This is a genomic window from Idiomarina loihiensis L2TR, assembly GCF_000008465.1.
Taxonomy (GTDB): domain Bacteria; phylum Pseudomonadota; class Gammaproteobacteria; order Enterobacterales; family Alteromonadaceae; genus Idiomarina; species Idiomarina loihiensis.
This window is the reverse complement of sequence record NC_006512.1, coordinates 657,042-673,403: the sequence shown is the minus strand read 5'-3', so window position 1 is coordinate 673,403 and position 16,362 is coordinate 657,042. Positions and strand designations below refer to the sequence as shown.

Annotated in this window: 12 protein-coding genes; 5 read left to right on the top strand and 7 right to left on the bottom strand. The window is 49.3% G+C overall.

Features of this window, described 5'->3' with window-relative positions; all coding sequences use genetic code 11:
- Positions 1-1,572, bottom strand: a complete 1,572-nt coding sequence (locus tag IL_RS03130; protein WP_011233874.1) for a hypothetical protein — start codon at positions 1,570-1,572, stop codon at positions 1-3.
- 199 nt (positions 1,573-1,771) lie between these two features.
- Here IL_RS03130 and IL_RS03125 point away from each other — a divergent pair, with 199 nt between their 5' ends.
- Positions 1,772-2,623: an MBL fold metallo-hydrolase gene (locus IL_RS03125; protein WP_011233873.1), complete on the top strand. Its 852-nt coding sequence runs from the start codon at positions 1,772-1,774 to the stop codon at positions 2,621-2,623.
- Here the strand turns inward: IL_RS03125 and argH are convergent.
- Genes argH through argC form a run of 5 tightly spaced genes read right to left on the bottom strand, consistent with a single transcriptional unit; the run spans position 2,607 to position 8,387 of the window.
- The gene (argH, locus tag IL_RS03120) at positions 2,607-4,469 is read right to left on the bottom strand and encodes an argininosuccinate lyase (RefSeq protein ID WP_011233872.1); all 1,863 of its coding nucleotides are present in this window, start codon (positions 4,467-4,469) and stop codon (positions 2,607-2,609) included. The genes IL_RS03125 and argH overlap by 17 nt on opposite strands.
- Positions 4,470-4,472: 3 nt before the next feature.
- Positions 4,473-5,684, bottom strand: a complete 1,212-nt coding sequence (locus tag IL_RS03115; protein ID WP_011233871.1) for an argininosuccinate synthase — start codon at positions 5,682-5,684, stop codon at positions 4,473-4,475.
- Entirely contained in the window at positions 5,681-6,631 is a 951-nt protein-coding gene (locus IL_RS03110; protein WP_011233870.1) for an ornithine carbamoyltransferase, read from the bottom strand. The genes IL_RS03115 and IL_RS03110 overlap by 4 nt, the downstream gene beginning before the upstream one ends.
- Before the next feature lie 2 nt (positions 6,632-6,633).
- Positions 6,634-7,365, bottom strand: a complete 732-nt coding sequence (gene argB / locus IL_RS03105) for an acetylglutamate kinase (RefSeq protein WP_011233869.1) — start codon at positions 7,363-7,365, stop codon at positions 6,634-6,636.
- The gene (gene argC / locus IL_RS03100; protein WP_011233868.1) at positions 7,362-8,387 is read right to left on the bottom strand and encodes an N-acetyl-gamma-glutamyl-phosphate reductase; all 1,026 of its coding nucleotides are present in this window, start codon (positions 8,385-8,387) and stop codon (positions 7,362-7,364) included. Before argC ends, argB begins: the two co-directional genes overlap by 4 nt.
- 99 nt (positions 8,388-8,486) lie before the next feature.
- On the opposite strand from argC, the gene argE reads away from it, so the two are divergent.
- The 4 genes from argE (at position 8,487) to aceA (ending at position 14,559) form a co-directional block, all read left to right on the top strand.
- Positions 8,487-9,647 (top strand): acetylornithine deacetylase, encoded by a 1,161-nt coding sequence (gene argE / locus IL_RS03095; protein ID WP_011233867.1) that lies wholly within the window; start codon positions 8,487-8,489, stop codon positions 9,645-9,647.
- A gap of 89 nt (positions 9,648-9,736) precedes the next feature.
- Complete coding sequence (locus IL_RS03090; RefSeq protein ID WP_011233866.1) at positions 9,737-11,362, top strand: methyl-accepting chemotaxis protein; 1,626 nt, start codon at positions 9,737-9,739, stop codon at positions 11,360-11,362.
- A gap of 245 nt (positions 11,363-11,607) precedes the next feature.
- A complete protein-coding gene (gene aceB, locus IL_RS03085) occupies positions 11,608-13,191 on the top strand; it encodes a malate synthase A (RefSeq protein ID WP_011233865.1) in 1,584 nt (527 codons plus the stop codon).
- A gap of 30 nt (positions 13,192-13,221) precedes the next feature.
- Complete coding sequence (aceA, locus tag IL_RS03080) at positions 13,222-14,559, top strand: isocitrate lyase (RefSeq protein WP_011233864.1); 1,338 nt, start codon at positions 13,222-13,224, stop codon at positions 14,557-14,559.
- Here aceA and aceK read toward each other — a convergent pair.
- The gene (aceK, locus tag IL_RS03075; protein WP_011233863.1) at positions 14,543-16,237 is read right to left on the bottom strand and encodes a bifunctional isocitrate dehydrogenase kinase/phosphatase; all 1,695 of its coding nucleotides are present in this window, start codon (positions 16,235-16,237) and stop codon (positions 14,543-14,545) included. The genes aceA and aceK overlap by 17 nt on opposite strands.
- Positions 16,238-16,362 lie beyond the last annotated feature (125 nt).

Genomic DNA, 16,362 nt, shown 5'->3' with positions numbered 1-16,362 from the left:
TTAGTCTGCGTCAGCAGCAGCTACAGCAGTTTCAACCCACTGGTACCACTCAGAGCTTGTATCGTCGTCAGACAATGCGCCGATGAAATCAACCGGAGTAAAGAAGTCATCGTTTAGTGACGTTAAGTCATTCGCCGAGATAGTGATAGAAGAAGTCATATCTGTAGAGATACCGTCGTCATTCAGAACAGTAGCGGAGCCATCAAGAATTTCGTTTACGCCGCCGTTCGGATACCAGGCTGAGTAAGTTTCGCCATCTGCAAAGGTGTTATCACCGGTATTTACGAAGTTGTTAGTACAGGCTAAAACTGAGCTGTAGAAGTCCAGCTCGCCGTTATCTACGCCTGCTTCACCGTCTGAAGTAAAGAAGATACAACCGTCGTCAGCAGTACCATTCTCTTTAACTTTCAGGACGTTATACATTTGACCCTGGAAGTTATCATCAAACTTAGTGGCAATAGATGGATCGTTATCACGTACAGATTTACCATCAGTGGTGATAATAGTTACGTTAGCAATGGTCGGTGCTGACGTTGGTGCCTGGCTGTAGTCTGGACCGTTATTTTTCTCACCGTCGGCTTCAAATCCGCCGTTACCCATGTAGTTAGTATTGCCATCTACCGTCACTGTACCGTGTTTAATAAACAGGAACTGTGCACGGCCTTGCCAACCAGCATCGATGTCCATTGAGTCATCCTGAGTATCGGTGAAAACCACATTTTTAACATCCGCTTTCCCCCCGAAGAACTCAATACCGTCATCATAGCCTTGATGAATATGGATAAATTCATAAGATGATCCAGAACCAACAGCGTTTAAAGTTAATGAGTTAAGGTCATCGCCATCACCACCATCGCGAGGGCCTGAACCGGCGTACCAAATTTTTGCATATTTCATTGAGCCGCTGCTATCAGTGTTATCATTACCACCGTAATAGCTCACAATACCTTCAGACTCTACGTTACAAGTACCGCCATCGCGCTGTGCATCAGTACACTGGTTGGTAATACCGTTACCGTTAATAATGATGCCGCCCCAGTCTGCATAACGTGGCGCGTCGCCAGAAACATTCAGACGGTCAAATGCGTTAGCTGAGGTAAATGTAATTGGCTTGTCGAAAGTACCAACAGCATTTAACTGCGCGCCACGAGCAATCTGAATAATGGCTTCACCAGAGGTGAAGGCCAATGTAGCACCTGGTTCAACGGTCATAACCGGGCCATTCTGGTTAATTTCACAGCTTGTCGTCGTGTCGCAATCGACACCAACTTGCAGCGCGCCTTCAAATACGTGCACACCACCGTCAGGCAACTCTTCAAAAGTAATATCTTCATCAATTTCGATGGTCGCACTGGCGAAGTTTTCATCATAGGTACAGTCTTGACCGTCGTAGGTACCTTCCACATCACCGTAGCTTGCGCAGGCAACAGCGTTACCGCCATCGCCACCATTACCACCGTCAGCGCCGCCGCCATTATTAACCGTTGGTGTAACATTAATGTCGCCGCCGCAACCGGCCAAAAATAAAGCTGTCGATACTGCAGAGATTTTGAATAAGGTATTAAATTTCATTGGGTTCTCCCGACTTGGATTTTATCCAGTTATGATTTAAGTCGGGATGAAGAGTAAAACGCTTGCATGACAATATTGTGACAACATAAGAATGTAACAATATATTCACATTTAACTCACTTGAGGTCGTGCTGTTGATCTTTGCGCTTGTTGAATAAGTAACCTATATCAATAATGAAAAACCTAAAAAGGAAACCCCATGCGTAAATTATTACTCAGTTGTGTACTGACGACTTTGTCTGTACTTGCTTTACCAGCAGCGGCCTATCAATCCGAAGAGGTTATCGTCGAGCACAACGAAGTCGCCGATAATATTTATATGCTCACAGGCGCTGGCGGCAACATGCTGATGTCATCCGGCGATGACGGCGTATTTCTGGTGGATGATCAATACACTCAGGTAGCAGAAAAAATTGCCGCCAAAATTAAGGAGCTGAGTGGTGAAGAGGTTCGTTATATTCTGAACACTCACTTCCACGGCGACCATGTAGGTTCTAATAGTTGGTTTGCCAATAATCAGAACTCAACTATTTATGCTCATGACCATGTGCGAGAACGCTTGAGTCAGGATAGCGATTTCAACGCAGCCGGCCTTCCAGCCATTACCTTTGATTCAACCCTTACCTTCCACTTAAACAATGACACCGTTCGTGTGTTTTATTTGCCTGCAGGCCACACCGACGGTGACAGCGCAGTATGGTTTGAAGACGCTAATGTTCTGCACCCCGGTGACTTATTTTTTAATGAACGCTTCCCTTTTATTGACCTGAAGAGCGGTGGTGACGTTGACGGCTACATCGCCAACGTTGAAGAATTATTAAATCGCATTAATGACGACACGGTGATCATTCCGGGCCACGGTCCGTTAGCTAACAAACAAGATTACCAAGGCTTTCTAACCATGCTTAAAGAGACCAAAGCCGAAGTTGATACCATGAAACAACAGGGAATGACCCTTGATGAAGCAAAAACCAAGGGTCTTAGCGATAAATGGGACGGCTGGAGCTGGTCCTTTATTAACGAAGAACGCTGGATCACAACGCTGTACTAAAGATTAGCCGTTCGTCCGGTGGTTGAAGGTGAAAGTCCATGGCCAGCTCATCGCAGTTGGCCAGCCTTGGGCATAATTCGCAGTCCTTCATGACTTTTTCCGGCAAGCTGTCTTTAGAACAATGACTAAAACCTTGCTGCTCAAAAAAGTCCGGTACCCGGGTCAGCACAATGACCCGGTTCAATTGCAGTAACCGCGCCTTTTTCAATAAATAAGACACCAGCATGCGACCCTGCCCGCGAACTTCCGTATGCGGATGGACACCCAGCGAGCGGATTTCGGCAAGGCCAGTGGTATAGATGTAAAGCGACGCACAACCCATCACTTTGCCGTCCACTTCGGTCACCGCAAACTCATTAATTGAATGTACGATGTCGTCCTTGGCCCGCGGTAAATTTTCCCCTGCTCCGGCCCAGTGCTGAACTAAATCCAGAATTGCTCCAATGTCACCGAGGTTAGCATCCCTAATGCGAATTTTCTGCTGCTGTTGAGCGCTCTTTAATGCTTCGTTTACGCGCTGCGGTGAGGTACCGCCCAGTGCACAGCGCTTTTCCAGTAAGGCATCCAGCGTCAGCCATTCATAAACATCCGGCTCAATTACCGGAACAACCGCCTGAAACGCCTCCAGCGGCATATCTTCCAGCGGTTTTTGAGCCTGAATAGCCTGCTGCACTAACTCGCCCACATTATGGTGTGCCTGACGGAAAGGAACGCCTTTGGACACCAGATAGTCCGCAAGCTCGGTAGCATTCGCATAACCGCCCTGCGCTGCTTTACGGCAAACATCATGGTTCACGGTTAACCCATGCAGACTGGAAGTCACCATAGCCAGCGAGGCCTGCCAGGTGGTAAAGGCGTCAAATAAACCTTCTTTGTCTTCCTGCATGTCTTTGTTGTAAGCCAGCGGCAGAGACTTTAAGGTCATCATCAACCCAGTTAGCGAGCCCACCACGCGGCCGCTTTTGCCACGTACCAGTTCCAGCGCATCGGGGTTTTTCTTTTGCGGCATTAACGAAGAACCCGAGGTCACGTTGTCTGCCAGCTCAATAAAGCCAGCCTCGCCGGAATTATAGAAGATGAGATCTTCCGCCAGACGCGACAAATGCAGCATAGATAACGATGCCGTGCTCAAAAGTTCCACCACAAAGTCACGGTCGGAAACGGAATCTAAACTGTTGCGCGTCGCCTGGCTAAAGCCCAGCTCACTGGCAATGGCTTCACGGTCCACCGGATACGCCGTTCCCGCCAAAGCCCCGCAACCCAGCGGACTTTTATTTAGGCGCGTTACGGCATCCTCTAAACGTTCGCTGTCGCGCTGCAGCATTTCTACATAAGCTAAACACCAATGCGCCAGCAATACCGGCTGGGCTCGTTGCAAGTGGGTATAGCCGGGTATAACCGTGCCCTGTTCGCGCTCAGCTAAACCCAGCAATGCCTGCTGGGTTTGCTGCAACGCCTGTTGCAAAACTTCTGACTGCTGACGACACCATAACCGCAAGTCGGTCGCGACCTGATCGTTACGGCTACGCCCGGTATGCAGTTTTTTGGCTAAGTCACCGACCTTGGCTATCAGTGCCGCCTCAACAAACGAGTGAATGTCTTCATCACCGCCGACAGCAACAGCCGCAGGATCAGAACGCACTTCACCTAATAGTTCCTCCAGTGCCTGTTGTAACTGTTCGCACTCTTCAGCACTGAGTACTCCAACCTTTTGCAGCGCGTTGGCCCAGGCTTTAGACCCGGTAATATCCTGCTCCGCCAGCACATAGTCAAAGGGTAACGAGTCATTAAACTGCTGAAACGCGGCATCGGGTCCTGCCGCAAAACGTCCGCCCCATAACGCCATAACCTATCCCTTTTGTTGTTTTTGCAGCGCCGCAATCCGGCTCGGAAGAGAGAACAACCGGATAAAGCCTTCGGCATGTGCCTGGTTGTAAACCTCATCGGCACCAAAGGTAGCAAAATCCTCGCTGTACAAGCTGTGCGGCGAACGTTTCTGTACCGCGGTTACCGAGCCTTTATAAAGCTTCAGAACCACCTCTCCACTGGCTGTTGCGCATAACGACTGTGCCGCAGCCATAACCGATTGCTGCAAAGGGGTAAACCAGCGACCATCGTACAATAATTGCGCAAACTGCTCGCTCAACTGAGTTTTCCAGCTACGACTGACTTTGTCCAGCACCAGTTCATCAATAGCCTGCAACGCTGCCATCATCACGGTACCGCCCGGGGTTTCATAACAACCGCGGCTTTTCATTCCCACCAGACGGTTCTCCACAATATCCACGCGGCCAACACCGTGCTTAGCAGCAACGTCATTTAAAACACTCAAGCATTCAAAAGGCGACAGCGCCTGGTTATTCACCGCCACAATTTCACCGTTTTCCACCGTAACACAAAGGTATTCGGGTTTGTCCGGTGCCTGCTCCGGCGATGCCGTCATAGTCCAGACCTTCTCGGTAGGCTCGCACCAGGGGTCTTCAAGTTCGCCACCTTCGTGCGAAATATGCCAGGCGTTAGCGTCGCGGCTGTAGATTTTGGTCGCTGAAGCTGAACAGGGAATATTACGTTCCGCCAGATAACCTAGCAAAGACTCCCGGCTGCTTAACTCCCATTCCCGCCAGGGCGCAATCACTTGTAAGTCTGGTGCTAAGGCCGCATAACAAGACTCAAACCGCACCTGATCGTTACCTTTACCAGTACAACCGTGAGACAGTGCGTCAGCACCGACTTTACGCGCCACTTCAACCTGAGCTTTGGCAATTATCGGCCGCGCCATAGCGGTGCCCAATAAGTAAGTGCCTTCATAAATTGCGCCGGTTTTCAGGGTCGGGTACACATAGTTTTTAACGAATTCGTCCTTTAAGTCCACCACATGGCATTCAGAAGCACCTGAAGCTTTGGCCTTTTCCTCAACGCCTTCCAGCTCTTCTGCTCCCTGCCCAACGTCGGCCACAAAGGCCACCACTTCACAGCCATAGTTTTCTTTTAACCAGGGCACAATCGCCGAGGTATCCAGGCCACCAGAATAGGCCAGTACCACTTTTTTTACATTGCTCATGAGGCTTTCTCCATAAATTCTGGCAGTGCGGCTGCCGTGGGGTTTAATAATAAAGTTAATAAGGCATTTTGCGCATACAGGCGGTTCTCAGCCTGCTGAAAACAGCGCGACAGCGGGCCGTCCATTACATCGGAGGTAATTTCGTAGCCCCGATGCGCTGGCTGACAGTGCAACACCGAAGTGGCGCCGCTGTGCTCGACCAGCTGCGAATTGATTTGGTAGGGCTGGAAGGTGTCGCGCACTTCACTCAGCGGTTTATCATCGCCCATCGACACCCAAGTGTCGGTATAGAGCGCATCAGCACCTGCCACAGCGGCAATATCGTGGGTAACCACAATGTCAGCACCACTTTCTTCAGCTTGTTTTTTCGCCTTTTTGACAAGTTCTGCATCAGGTTCATATCCCCGGGGGCAAATAATGGTGCAATCTGTGCCCAGTGCGGCCGCAGTCAACATCAAAGAATGCGAAACATTATTACCGTCGCCCAGATACACCAGCTTCAGACCTTTCACCTTGCCGTAGTGCTCCTGCAGGGTTAAAAAATCGGCCAACGCCTGACAGGGGTGAAACCGGTCACACAAGCTGTTCACTACCGGCACTGAGGCGTGCTGAGCCAGTTCTTGTAATGTATGGTGCGACATAACCCGTGCAACAATGGCATCGGCCCAGCACGATAAATTGCGGGCATAATCAGCAACACTTTCGCGCACGCCCATGCCCTTTCCTTGCTCATTCAAATAAACTGCATGACCGCCCAGTTTTTGCAGGCCAATATCAAAAGACAAACGCGTACGCAGACTCGGCTTTTCAAACAGAGTCACAACGCTACGGCCTGCCAGAGTCTGGCGGTATTTTTCGGGGTGTGCTTTTTGCTCTTGCGCTAACGCCAATAATTGCAATGTGTTAGCCGGAGTTAACTCCAGCCCGGATAGACAATGTTTCATCATACTTACTCACTAATCTGTGTGCCTGAATGGGTTTTACTTATCAAATTCCAACTGCCTATTCGCACACATCGTCGTAAGCGTTTTGCTGCGTTAAGTGCGCTGCGAACTTTAACCAGCATGCCATATCTAATCACACCGCTTTTTGTCAGTTCGTCAATACTCCTGCTGTCCAGCTGCTCTATCAAGCGGCCTTCGCTGTCGAGCACGCCATCGACATCGGTTAGAAACAGTAAATCGGCGTCTAAGTTTGCGGCAACCGCAACCGCGGCGTCATCGGCGTTAACATTGAACCATTCGCCCTGTTTACCGAAGCCAATAGAGCTTATTAATGGCAGGTAACCGCATTTGAGCAAATTAGTAATTAACCCGGACTCAAACAGCTCGCAAGTACCTACCTGCCCAAGCTCGGCAGATTGCCGCCGACAAGAAATACCCGCCTCATGCAGCGTTAAACCAATAGGCCATGCTCCTGCAGCAATCGCCCAGGACATCAGCTGTTTATTCGCACACCCCGCCAAAGCACCCACTATGTAAGGCATATGTTGCTCAGGGCTGACACGCAGCCCTTCATGCTTTTCACTCTTTAGGCCAGCGGTGGACAGCCATTGCTGAGCCAGAGCGCCGCCGCCGTGCACAATAACGGTATTGTTTTCAGTGTCTGACAGGGACGCGAACAGAGCTCTCATCTCATCGGGCTGTTCAAGCAGGCTGCCGCCCAGCTTTATCACTCTCATAACAGCCCCTCTTCAAGTGCTAAGCCAAGCTGCAGGTTCACACACTGAATGGCCTGGCTGGCAGCACCTTTTAGCAAGTTATCAATGGCCGAAAAAGCAATAAGCTGGTTGCCCTGCCGGTGCCAGCCAATATCCACAAAGGGTTGCTGCACCACATTCTTAATGGCTGGTCGTGCTTGTTTTTCAAAACGAACCAAAGGCTGATCTGCATAACATTGATAGGCTTTATCTAAATCGGCGTCGCTAACATCATCGTTAAGCTCGGCATATACAGTCGCCAGAATGCCGCGCGGAAACTGCGCTAAATGCGGAGTGAACAACACCTCATGCTGTAACTGTTGAGCAATTTCCGGAGTATGCCGATGCTCAAACAGCCCATACGCTTGCAAAGAAAGTTCCGCACCATGACTCGTCAGCGCGGCCTTCCGCCCGGCACCGGTCACACCGGATACCGCATTAATAATAATTTTGTTGCAGCTGAGTAAGCCTGCCTGTTTTACCGGAAGCAATGCCATTAACGCCGCTGTAGGGTAACAACCGGGCACAGCAACTAACTGTGCGGCAGCTATTTCTTGCGGGTACCATTCCGCCAACCCATAAACCGCTTGTTGTAGCCACGAGTCCTGCTGATGCTCAAAGCCGTAAAATGAGGGATAATCTTCAGTTGCGTTTAACCGAAAGCCACCGGACAGGTCTATGACTTTCAAGCCAGCAGCCAGAAACTCGGGCGCAAGCTCCACACTCACGCCATGATCCGTGCAGAGGAACACTGTGTCAGCCGAGCTTTTAATGAGCTCTTTTTTTTGGCTGGATAAGCCCTGCAACGAGAGTTTCACTAAATGTGCATATTGTGGGTGTAAATCACTCAACAACGAGCCTGCATCACTGCTATGCTCAGAAACATAACAACCCAAAAGACTAAGCGCCGGATGTTGTTGCACCAAGCGGGTTAGTTCGACGCCGACGTAACCGCTGGCTCCGATTATTGCGACTGACTGAGACTGCGCTGCTGTATACTGCATGCGACAAAAACCTGTTGCTGTTTCTGAGTAAAAATGCAGAATAACCGAATAAATATACTTATGCAATAATAGTGAATAATTATATTAAGGATTACTATCATGAGCACCCCAGCCTTACCATCATTCTTCTCAATGTATCAGCAACTCATTGCACAGCCTTCCATCAGCTCTATCGACTCGAAGTGGGATCACAGCAATCAGAAAGTTGTGAATTTACTGGCTGAATGGCTGGAGATATTAGGGTTTGAGTGCGAAATCAATGAACTGCAAAGTCAGCCGGGAAAGTTCAATTTACTGGCTCGCCGGGGAGGAGGAAGTGGCGGTTTACTGCTGTCAGGACATACTGACACAGTGCCTTACGACGCCAGCCGCTGGAACTTCGACCCTTTTAAACTCACTGAACAGGACAACCGCTGGTACGGCCTTGGCAGCATTGATATGAAAGGTTTTTTTGCTTTTGTTATTCAGGCTCTGAGCGAGCTGGACGCGGCTCAGCAAACCAAGCCCGTGATGATACTGGCCACCGCTGACGAAGAAACCACTATGGACGGTGCCCGTGAGGTTAGTCGTTTTGTTAACCTCAAACCCGACTACTGCGTAATAGGCGAACCCACAGATATGCGCCCGGTATACGCGCACAAAGGCCACATGAGCGAAGTTATTCGCATTACTGGACGCTCCGGCCACAGCTCAGATCCGGCATTGGGTATTAACGCCATAGAACTGATGCACGAAGTCATTTCAGCACTTATGAAATTAAAAGAAGAGTTCAAGCATAAATATTCAGATTCAAGCTTTTCTGTGCCACACCCCACCATGAACTTTGGTCACATTCATGGCGGCGACAACGCCAACCGTATTTGTGGTTGTTGCGAGCTGCATCTGGACATTCGGCCGCTGCCGGGCTTGTCTGTCGATGAGCTTTACGTTCACCTGCACCAGGCAACGGAAAATATTCAGGCTCGCTATCCGGGGTCAATTGAGCTCATTTCACTGCACCACCCCATACCGGCTTTTCAGCAAAGTACCGACTCCGCATTGGTACAATTAGCCGAGAAAATTTCGAAAACTCAGGCGCATGCGGTTAACTACTGCACTGAAGCGCCCTTTCTTCAGGAACTCGGCTGTGAAACACTGGTTATGGGGCCTGGATCGATACGCCAGGCACATCAGCCCGACGAATATCTGTTAACTGAAAGCATAAAACCAACTCAGGAAAAACTAAAAAGTTTACTAAAAAGTTATTGTTTCTCGGGTTAGCTGCCGATAGCAAATGAGCGTTCAAATTTTAAATGTATACAAATTTGCTACACTTAGTTATCAGCAACTGCATAACGAGGAAATAAATCATGCTACGTCAAATTTCCATAGGTATTCGCGCCAGTATCGCGTTTGGACTGATAGGGTTACTCACTCTCATTTTGGGTATTTTCGCGTTAAACCGTATTGAAATTATTGATAACGGAATAACCACCGTTAGCGAAAAGCAGTTACCTGTGCTTGAAGAAATGAGCGAGCTGAACCAAGAGTTTCTTCTGGTGCGAATTCATTCTGCCAATGTATCAAGTTACGTAAACGATCCACAGCGTCTTGCTACATACAAACAGAAGTTATCAGACGCAATAACTCAATTGAAGGAAAGTCAGCGCCAATACAAGAGCATGGTTCAAGACCCTCAGGCTCAAAAGCTCTTAAGCGAATATGAAGAACTTGACAAAGAATACTGGAAGCTCAATGAACAGTTTAACAAGCTTGTCGACGCAGGTCTGGTAGACGCTATCGCATCTATTCGTGAAAACAGCATACTTCCGTTAACGGATAAAATCACACAGCAACTGGATAAAATGTATGGCGCTGAAAGATCTCTAATTAATCAGGCAGCGGACAACGCTCACAATGTCGCCGAAAACTCGATTCTTGCCGTTATAGTAGTACTAGTCGTTGTCATTGCGTTATTAGTTCTGTTCGCCGTTGTACTGACCCGCAGCATTGTCAAACCTATCGGAGCAGCCGTTGATTTTGCCGAAAGCATTGCTAAGCGCGACTTAACGCAACGTATTGAAATTGTCGGCAAGGATGAGCCTGCACAGCTACTTCGTCAATTAGAACGAACGCAAACAGAACTGCGCAATTCTATTACCACCATATCGGAATCGTCGGAGCAATTAGCGTCAACCTCTGAAGAACTAAGCTCAGTGACTGAAGAGTCTACCCGGACTATTCAGCAGCAGTCGGAAGAATTAGAACAGGCAGCAACGGCCGTAAACGAGCTGACCACCGCCGTTGAAACCGTTGCTCAGGATGCTCAAAACGCTTCTGAAGCTTCCGACGAAGCAAATCAACAAGCGCAACAAGGTAATGACCGCGTACGTAAAACGGTCCGTGCTATTGAAGAGTTGTCTCAGGAAATTGGAGATTCTTCAGGTAACGTGACCGAGCTTGCGGAAAAAGTTAAGAGCATTACTAAAGTGCTTGAAGTTATTAGCGGTATTGCCGAACAAACGAACCTGCTGGCACTAAACGCAGCAATAGAAGCGGCTCGTGCTGGTGAATCAGGTCGCGGGTTTGCCGTTGTTGCGGATGAAGTTCGCTCGTTAGCTCACAAGACACAGCAGTCCACCGTTGAAATTGAAGACATGGTTAAAGCTATCAATGAGTCCAGCGACCGCTCTGTCGCCACCATGGATAAAAGCTTAGAGCGCGCCACTAAGACTCTGGACGTGGCACGTGAAGCCGGTGAAGCATTGCAGCTGATTACTGCTGCTGTCAGTGAAATAAACAATCACAACACATCCATAGCCAGTGCCGCAGAAGAACAGGCAAACGTGTCGCGCGATGTGGACAAAAACCTGGTCAGCATTCGTGACCTGTCTAATTCAACAGCCTCCGGTGCAGAGCAAACCAATGCCTCGAGCCGCGAACTCTCGCGCCTGGCCGTTGACCTTAATGAATTGGTTAAGCGTTTTAGAATTTAAATGCCTGACACTTATGTAGCCTGATATTTATGCCAGGTGGGGCATCTCACCTGATGTGAACATCAGGCTACAGGGTGCACATAGCCTGACATTTATGTCAGGTCTAATGCCGTTTCTGACGTAAACGTCAGGCCATCATAATAACCCTCCTGAATACTGCTAATTAACAGCATAAATTAGACTAATGGTGCGACCAGCATCTACTCTTAATCCGTGTTAACAAACTAGTAACAACGGATTCAAAAATGAACAATCTATTTAACTTCAGTCAACCCCTTGATGACGATGCAAAAGCGCTGTTCAACGACGAGAATCAGTCTTTTCTCGCTGAGTTAGTCGATACCTTTCAACCACGGTTAGAGTCGCTGTTAAAGAAGCGTCAGCAACGTCAGGCTCAATTTGACCAGGGTCAGTTACCTGATTTTGACTCTGCAACTCAAAACATCCGTGAAGGAAACTGGCGCATTGCCGAACTGCCAGCAGATTTGAAAAAACGCCGCTTAGAAATTACCGGACCGGTGGATCGCAAAATGGTCATCAACGCTCTGAATGCCAATGTCGATTGTTACATGGCCGACTTTGAGGATTCACAATCTCCTACCTGGGAGGGCATGGTTAACGGTCAAATTAACCTGCGTGACGCCAACATTGGCGGCATGACCTATACCGACCCAGACAGTGGCAAGCACTACGAAGTTGGCCCTGATCCTGCACTCCTAATTGCACGAGTTCGCGGCCTGCACTTACCGGAAAAGCACGTGCAGCGTAATGGCCAAGCTATTCCCGGCGCGCTAATGGACTTTGCTTTGTACTTTTTACTGAATTACCAGCAGCGACTACAACAAGGTTCAGGTGTGTATTACTACCTGCCCAAGCTGGAGCACAGCGACGAAGCCAAATGGTGGGCCGATGTTTTTCACTTTACCGAGAAAAAATTCAGCTTAAAAACCAGCACCATTCGCGCCACCATACTCATAGAAACCCTGCCGGCAGTGTTTCAGATGCATGAAATACTACACGCCATGAAAGACCACATTGCTGCACTTAACTGCGGCCGCTGGGATTACATTTTCAGTTACATAAAAACCCTGAAAGAACATCCTGAACGGGTTCTGCCCGACCGTCAGGTGGTTAGTATGGACAAGCCCTTTCTTAACGCCTATTCGCGCTTGTTAGTGAAAACCTGTCACCAGCGCGGGGCTTTAGCTATGGGCGGCATGGCAGCCTTTATTCCCAGCAAAGATCCAGCCAAGAATGAGAAGATCCTCGCTAAAGTTCACGCCGACAAAACCATGGAGCGCGACAATGGCCACGACGGCACCTGGATTGCCCACCCGGGCTTAGCTGACACCGTACGCGCAATTTTTGTCGACGGTATTGAAGGCGACAACCAGCTTCACGTACTGCGTGAAAACGACACCTCGATTGATCAGACCTTACTGCTGCAACCCTGTGAGGGCGAGCGTACTGAAGCCGGTATGCGCACCAACATTCGGGTATCGCTGCAATACATTTCCTCTTGGCTGAACGGCAAAGGCTGCGTGCCTATCTACGGCTTGATGGAAGACGCCGCCACCGCTGAAATTTCACGTACCTCAATCTGGCAGTGGATCCGCCACGGCAAAACCCTGTCCGACAACACCCCGGTCACCAAAGAGCTGTTCCGGCAGTATCTGCAGGAAGAAGCTGAGGTAGTGAAAAACGAAGTGGGTAAACAACGCTGGAACGACGAACCTTTTGAACAGGCATTAAAGCTTTTAGAAGAAATTACCACAGCCGACGAGCTGGTCGACTTTCTGACCCTGCCCGGCTACCAACAACTCAAGTAATTACAATTAAAGAACAACAAGGAATTATTTATGACAACCCAGAATCTTTCATTCGCACAACAGGTTAAAGAATTGCAAAAGCAATGGGACACCGACCCACGCTGGAAAGGTGTTGAGCGCCCCTACAGTGCCGAAGACGTTGTGCGCCTGCGTGGTAGCGTGCAGCCAGAATACACCTACGCCCGCAACGGTGCCGATAAGCTATGGCAGCTGATTCACGGCAAAGCACAGGAAAAGTTTGGCAAAGACTATGTCAACGCATTGGGTGCTTTAACCGGCGGTCAGGCGGTTCAGCAAGTTAAAGCGGGTCTGCAGGCCATTTACCTTTCCGGCTGGCAGGTGGCGGCCGATAACAACTCGGCCTGCAGCATGTACCCGGATCAGTCGTTATATCCGGTCGACTCAGTACCTACGGTTGTCGAGCGCATTAACAACTCATTCGCCCGTGCTGATCAGATACAGTGGTCAAAAGGCGTTACGCCGGAAGACGACAATTACGTAGACTACTTCGCACCTATTGTTGCCGACGCGGAAGCCGGTTTTGGTGGCGTTCTCAATGCCTACGAGCTGATGAAGCGCATGATCCAGTCCGGTGCTGCCGGAGTGCATTTTGAGGATCAACTGGCTTCAGTGAAAAAATGCGGACACATGGGCGGTAAAGTACTGGTACCCACACAAGAAGCGGTGCAGAAACTTTCAGCCGCACGTTTAGCTGCCGATGTTGCCGGTACACCGACACTGATTGTCGCCCGTACTGACGCTAACGCCGCCGATCTACTAACTTCTGACTTTGACCCGAACGACAAGCCGTTCATTACTGGTGAACGCACTGCCGAAGGTTTCTATCGCGTGAAGCCGGGCATTGAACAAGCCATTTCACGCGGCTTAGCATATGCTCCGTTTGCGGATCTTATCTGGTGTGAAACCGCCAAACCAGACTTAGACGAAGCGCGTCAGTTTGCTGAAGCCGTTCATGCCAAATACCCCGGCAAACTGCTGGCCTATAACTGTTCACCGTCGTTTAACTGGAAACGCAACCTGGACGACGACACCATTGCTAAGTTCCAGCGCGAGCTTGCCGCAATGGGCTACAAATTCCAGTTTATTACCTTGGCCGGTGTGCACAACATGTGGTACCACATGTTTGAACTGGCACATGACTATGCCCGCAACGACATGTCAGCCTACGTTAAACTTCAGCAACAAGAGTTTGAAGCGGCAGACAAAGGATACACCTTTGTCGCGCACCAGCAGGAAGTCGGCACAGGCTACTTCGACGAGCTGACCAACGTCATTCAGGGCGGGCTATCCTCAGTCACTGCACTGAAAGGCTCGACCGAGGAAGACCAGTTTAAAACCTCCGCGTAAAGCGCAAGTCGGCATCATAAGGAAAGACATCCGTAAGCTCACCCTTGCGGATGTTTTTTTGTACGCGGCACCAGTAAGCCGAATCAATTAACTCTGGGTGACGCTTCAATAGCTTGTTGCGATATTTTGCTTGTGGCACCGCAAATTGCGCCAACTGCTGCGGAAATACATCGTCCGGTGCGTAGGAAACCTCCCAGTCGTTTTCCGGCAAACGTCTGAAACTCATATCCGTTAAGTAGCGCACTTCGTCGTAATCGTAGAACACCACCCTTTTATGCCGGGTGACACCAAAGTTTTTCAGCAGCATGTCGCCGGGGAAAATATTCGCCGCCATCATTTCTTTTAACGCCCGGCCGTAGTCGTCCATCGCCGCATCCACTTCTTCGTCATTGGCGTATTCTAAGTACAAATTCAGTGGCGTCATTCGGCGCTCAACAAACAACTGGTGAATAACCAAAGTATCACCCTCTATCGAAATAGAGTTGGCAATGGTTTGCTTAAATTCGTCCAGTAAGTCGGCAGAGATACGTTTCAGCGGCAGTGCCACGTCGACAAACTCTAACGTATCGGCCATACGCCCAACCCGGTCGTGCCGCTTAACCATGCGGTAACGGTCGATAACCGTCTGCCGACCAAACTCCTTAGTACCGCCCAACCGGTCTTTAATGACTTTAAACACATAAGGAAAGGACGGCAGCGTAAACACCGTCATAACCATGCCTTTAACACCGGGGGCAGCAGACAGCTGGTCGTCTGTACGGCGCAAATGATGCAAAAACTCCCGGTAGAACTCAGTTTTTCCCTGTTTATGAAACCCCACTGAAGAGTAAAGCTCTGCCAGAGTTTTGTGCGGCATTAAATCCTTTAAAAACCGCACCAAGGCAGAAGGCGCCTCTGTTTCGACCATAAAATACGAACGGGCAAAGCCAAAAATGGTCGCCATGCGGTCCGACCGGGTAATAAAAGCATCCACATAAAGCTTGCCCTGCGAATTAATCAGCACCGGTACAATAAAAGGGTAATGGTTATTTTCAGTCACCACTCGCCCGACAATATACGCGGCTTTGTTGCGATAAAACGGCGACTTCAAAACATCTATGCGCAGGTTGTGGGCTTCAATATCGGTTTCTGTTGCGCGTTCAAAGAACTTATCGCGCAGCTGTTCAATATCATTTTCAAAGTTTTCAAACTCACCACCTAAGCCAATATCCTCAAACACCCGGGTCAGTGTTCCCTCCAGCCCGTCAACCACCGGGAAATAAGAGTGGCATTCGTTCTCTACCGGCACCGGAATGTGGTTCGCCAGCACGGTTTCCACAAAAATATAGTCGTTATTAAAGTAGGCCCGGTCGAACACCCGACAAAACACCGAGTTGTAAAAGGTTTCGGCAAGCTCCGCCTGAGGGTGAAACTTCAGCAGTTGTTGGTAACGCTGCCGGGTAGCTAGCCAGAGGCCTTCATCCAGTTCTGTACCGACGCGGCGCTCGACTTTCTTAGCCGTTGTACCCACCTGATGGTCGTAATAATGAATACGCTCTGAAGCTGCCGACACAACCGCGGTCCAGTCGCGCTTTAAGAAACGTTCACGCGCGCCCTGAGTCAGCACCTGAAAACGCCGGTAATGACTATGGAAGCCATCCAGAATACTTTTTGCCAGGGTCTCGGGGCTAATTGTCATGGTCTTTCATCCGCTAAACCGGTCACAACGACTCTCTACTTGAATCAAGTTAATCATCAATAATGACAGAAACAAGACTGGCGTTATACATTCACCCTATTTATAATCCCGATAGATTTTTTATA

What these genes read in the sequence shown, in the direction of transcription:
- aceK (WP_011233863.1), bottom strand. Translation starts at nt 16,237, where the DNA reads ATGACAATTAGCCCCGAGACCCTGGCAAAAAGTATTCTGGATGGCTTC.
- argH (WP_011233872.1), bottom strand. Translation starts at nt 4,469, where the DNA reads ATGGCGTTATGGGGCGGACGTTTTGCGGCAGGACCCGATGCCGCGTTT.
- IL_RS03110 (WP_011233870.1), bottom strand. Translation starts at nt 6,631, where the DNA reads ATGATGAAACATTGTCTATCCGGGCTGGAGTTAACTCCGGCTAACACA.
- argE (WP_011233867.1), top strand. Translation starts at nt 8,487, where the DNA reads ATGAGCACCCCAGCCTTACCATCATTCTTCTCAATGTATCAGCAACTC.
- argC (WP_011233868.1), bottom strand. Translation starts at nt 8,387, where the DNA reads ATGCAGTATACAGCAGCGCAGTCTCAGTCAGTCGCAATAATCGGAGCC.
- IL_RS03125 (WP_011233873.1), top strand. Translation starts at nt 1,772, where the DNA reads ATGCGTAAATTATTACTCAGTTGTGTACTGACGACTTTGTCTGTACTT.
- IL_RS03130 (WP_011233874.1), bottom strand. Translation starts at nt 1,572, where the DNA reads ATGAAATTTAATACCTTATTCAAAATCTCTGCAGTATCGACAGCTTTA.
- aceB (WP_011233865.1), top strand. Translation starts at nt 11,608, where the DNA reads ATGAACAATCTATTTAACTTCAGTCAACCCCTTGATGACGATGCAAAA.
- aceA (WP_011233864.1), top strand. Translation starts at nt 13,222, where the DNA reads ATGACAACCCAGAATCTTTCATTCGCACAACAGGTTAAAGAATTGCAA.
- IL_RS03115 (WP_011233871.1), bottom strand. Translation starts at nt 5,684, where the DNA reads ATGAGCAATGTAAAAAAAGTGGTACTGGCCTATTCTGGTGGCCTGGAT.
- IL_RS03090 (WP_011233866.1), top strand. Translation starts at nt 9,737, where the DNA reads ATGCTACGTCAAATTTCCATAGGTATTCGCGCCAGTATCGCGTTTGGA.
- argB (WP_011233869.1), bottom strand. Translation starts at nt 7,365, where the DNA reads ATGAGAGTGATAAAGCTGGGCGGCAGCCTGCTTGAACAGCCCGATGAG.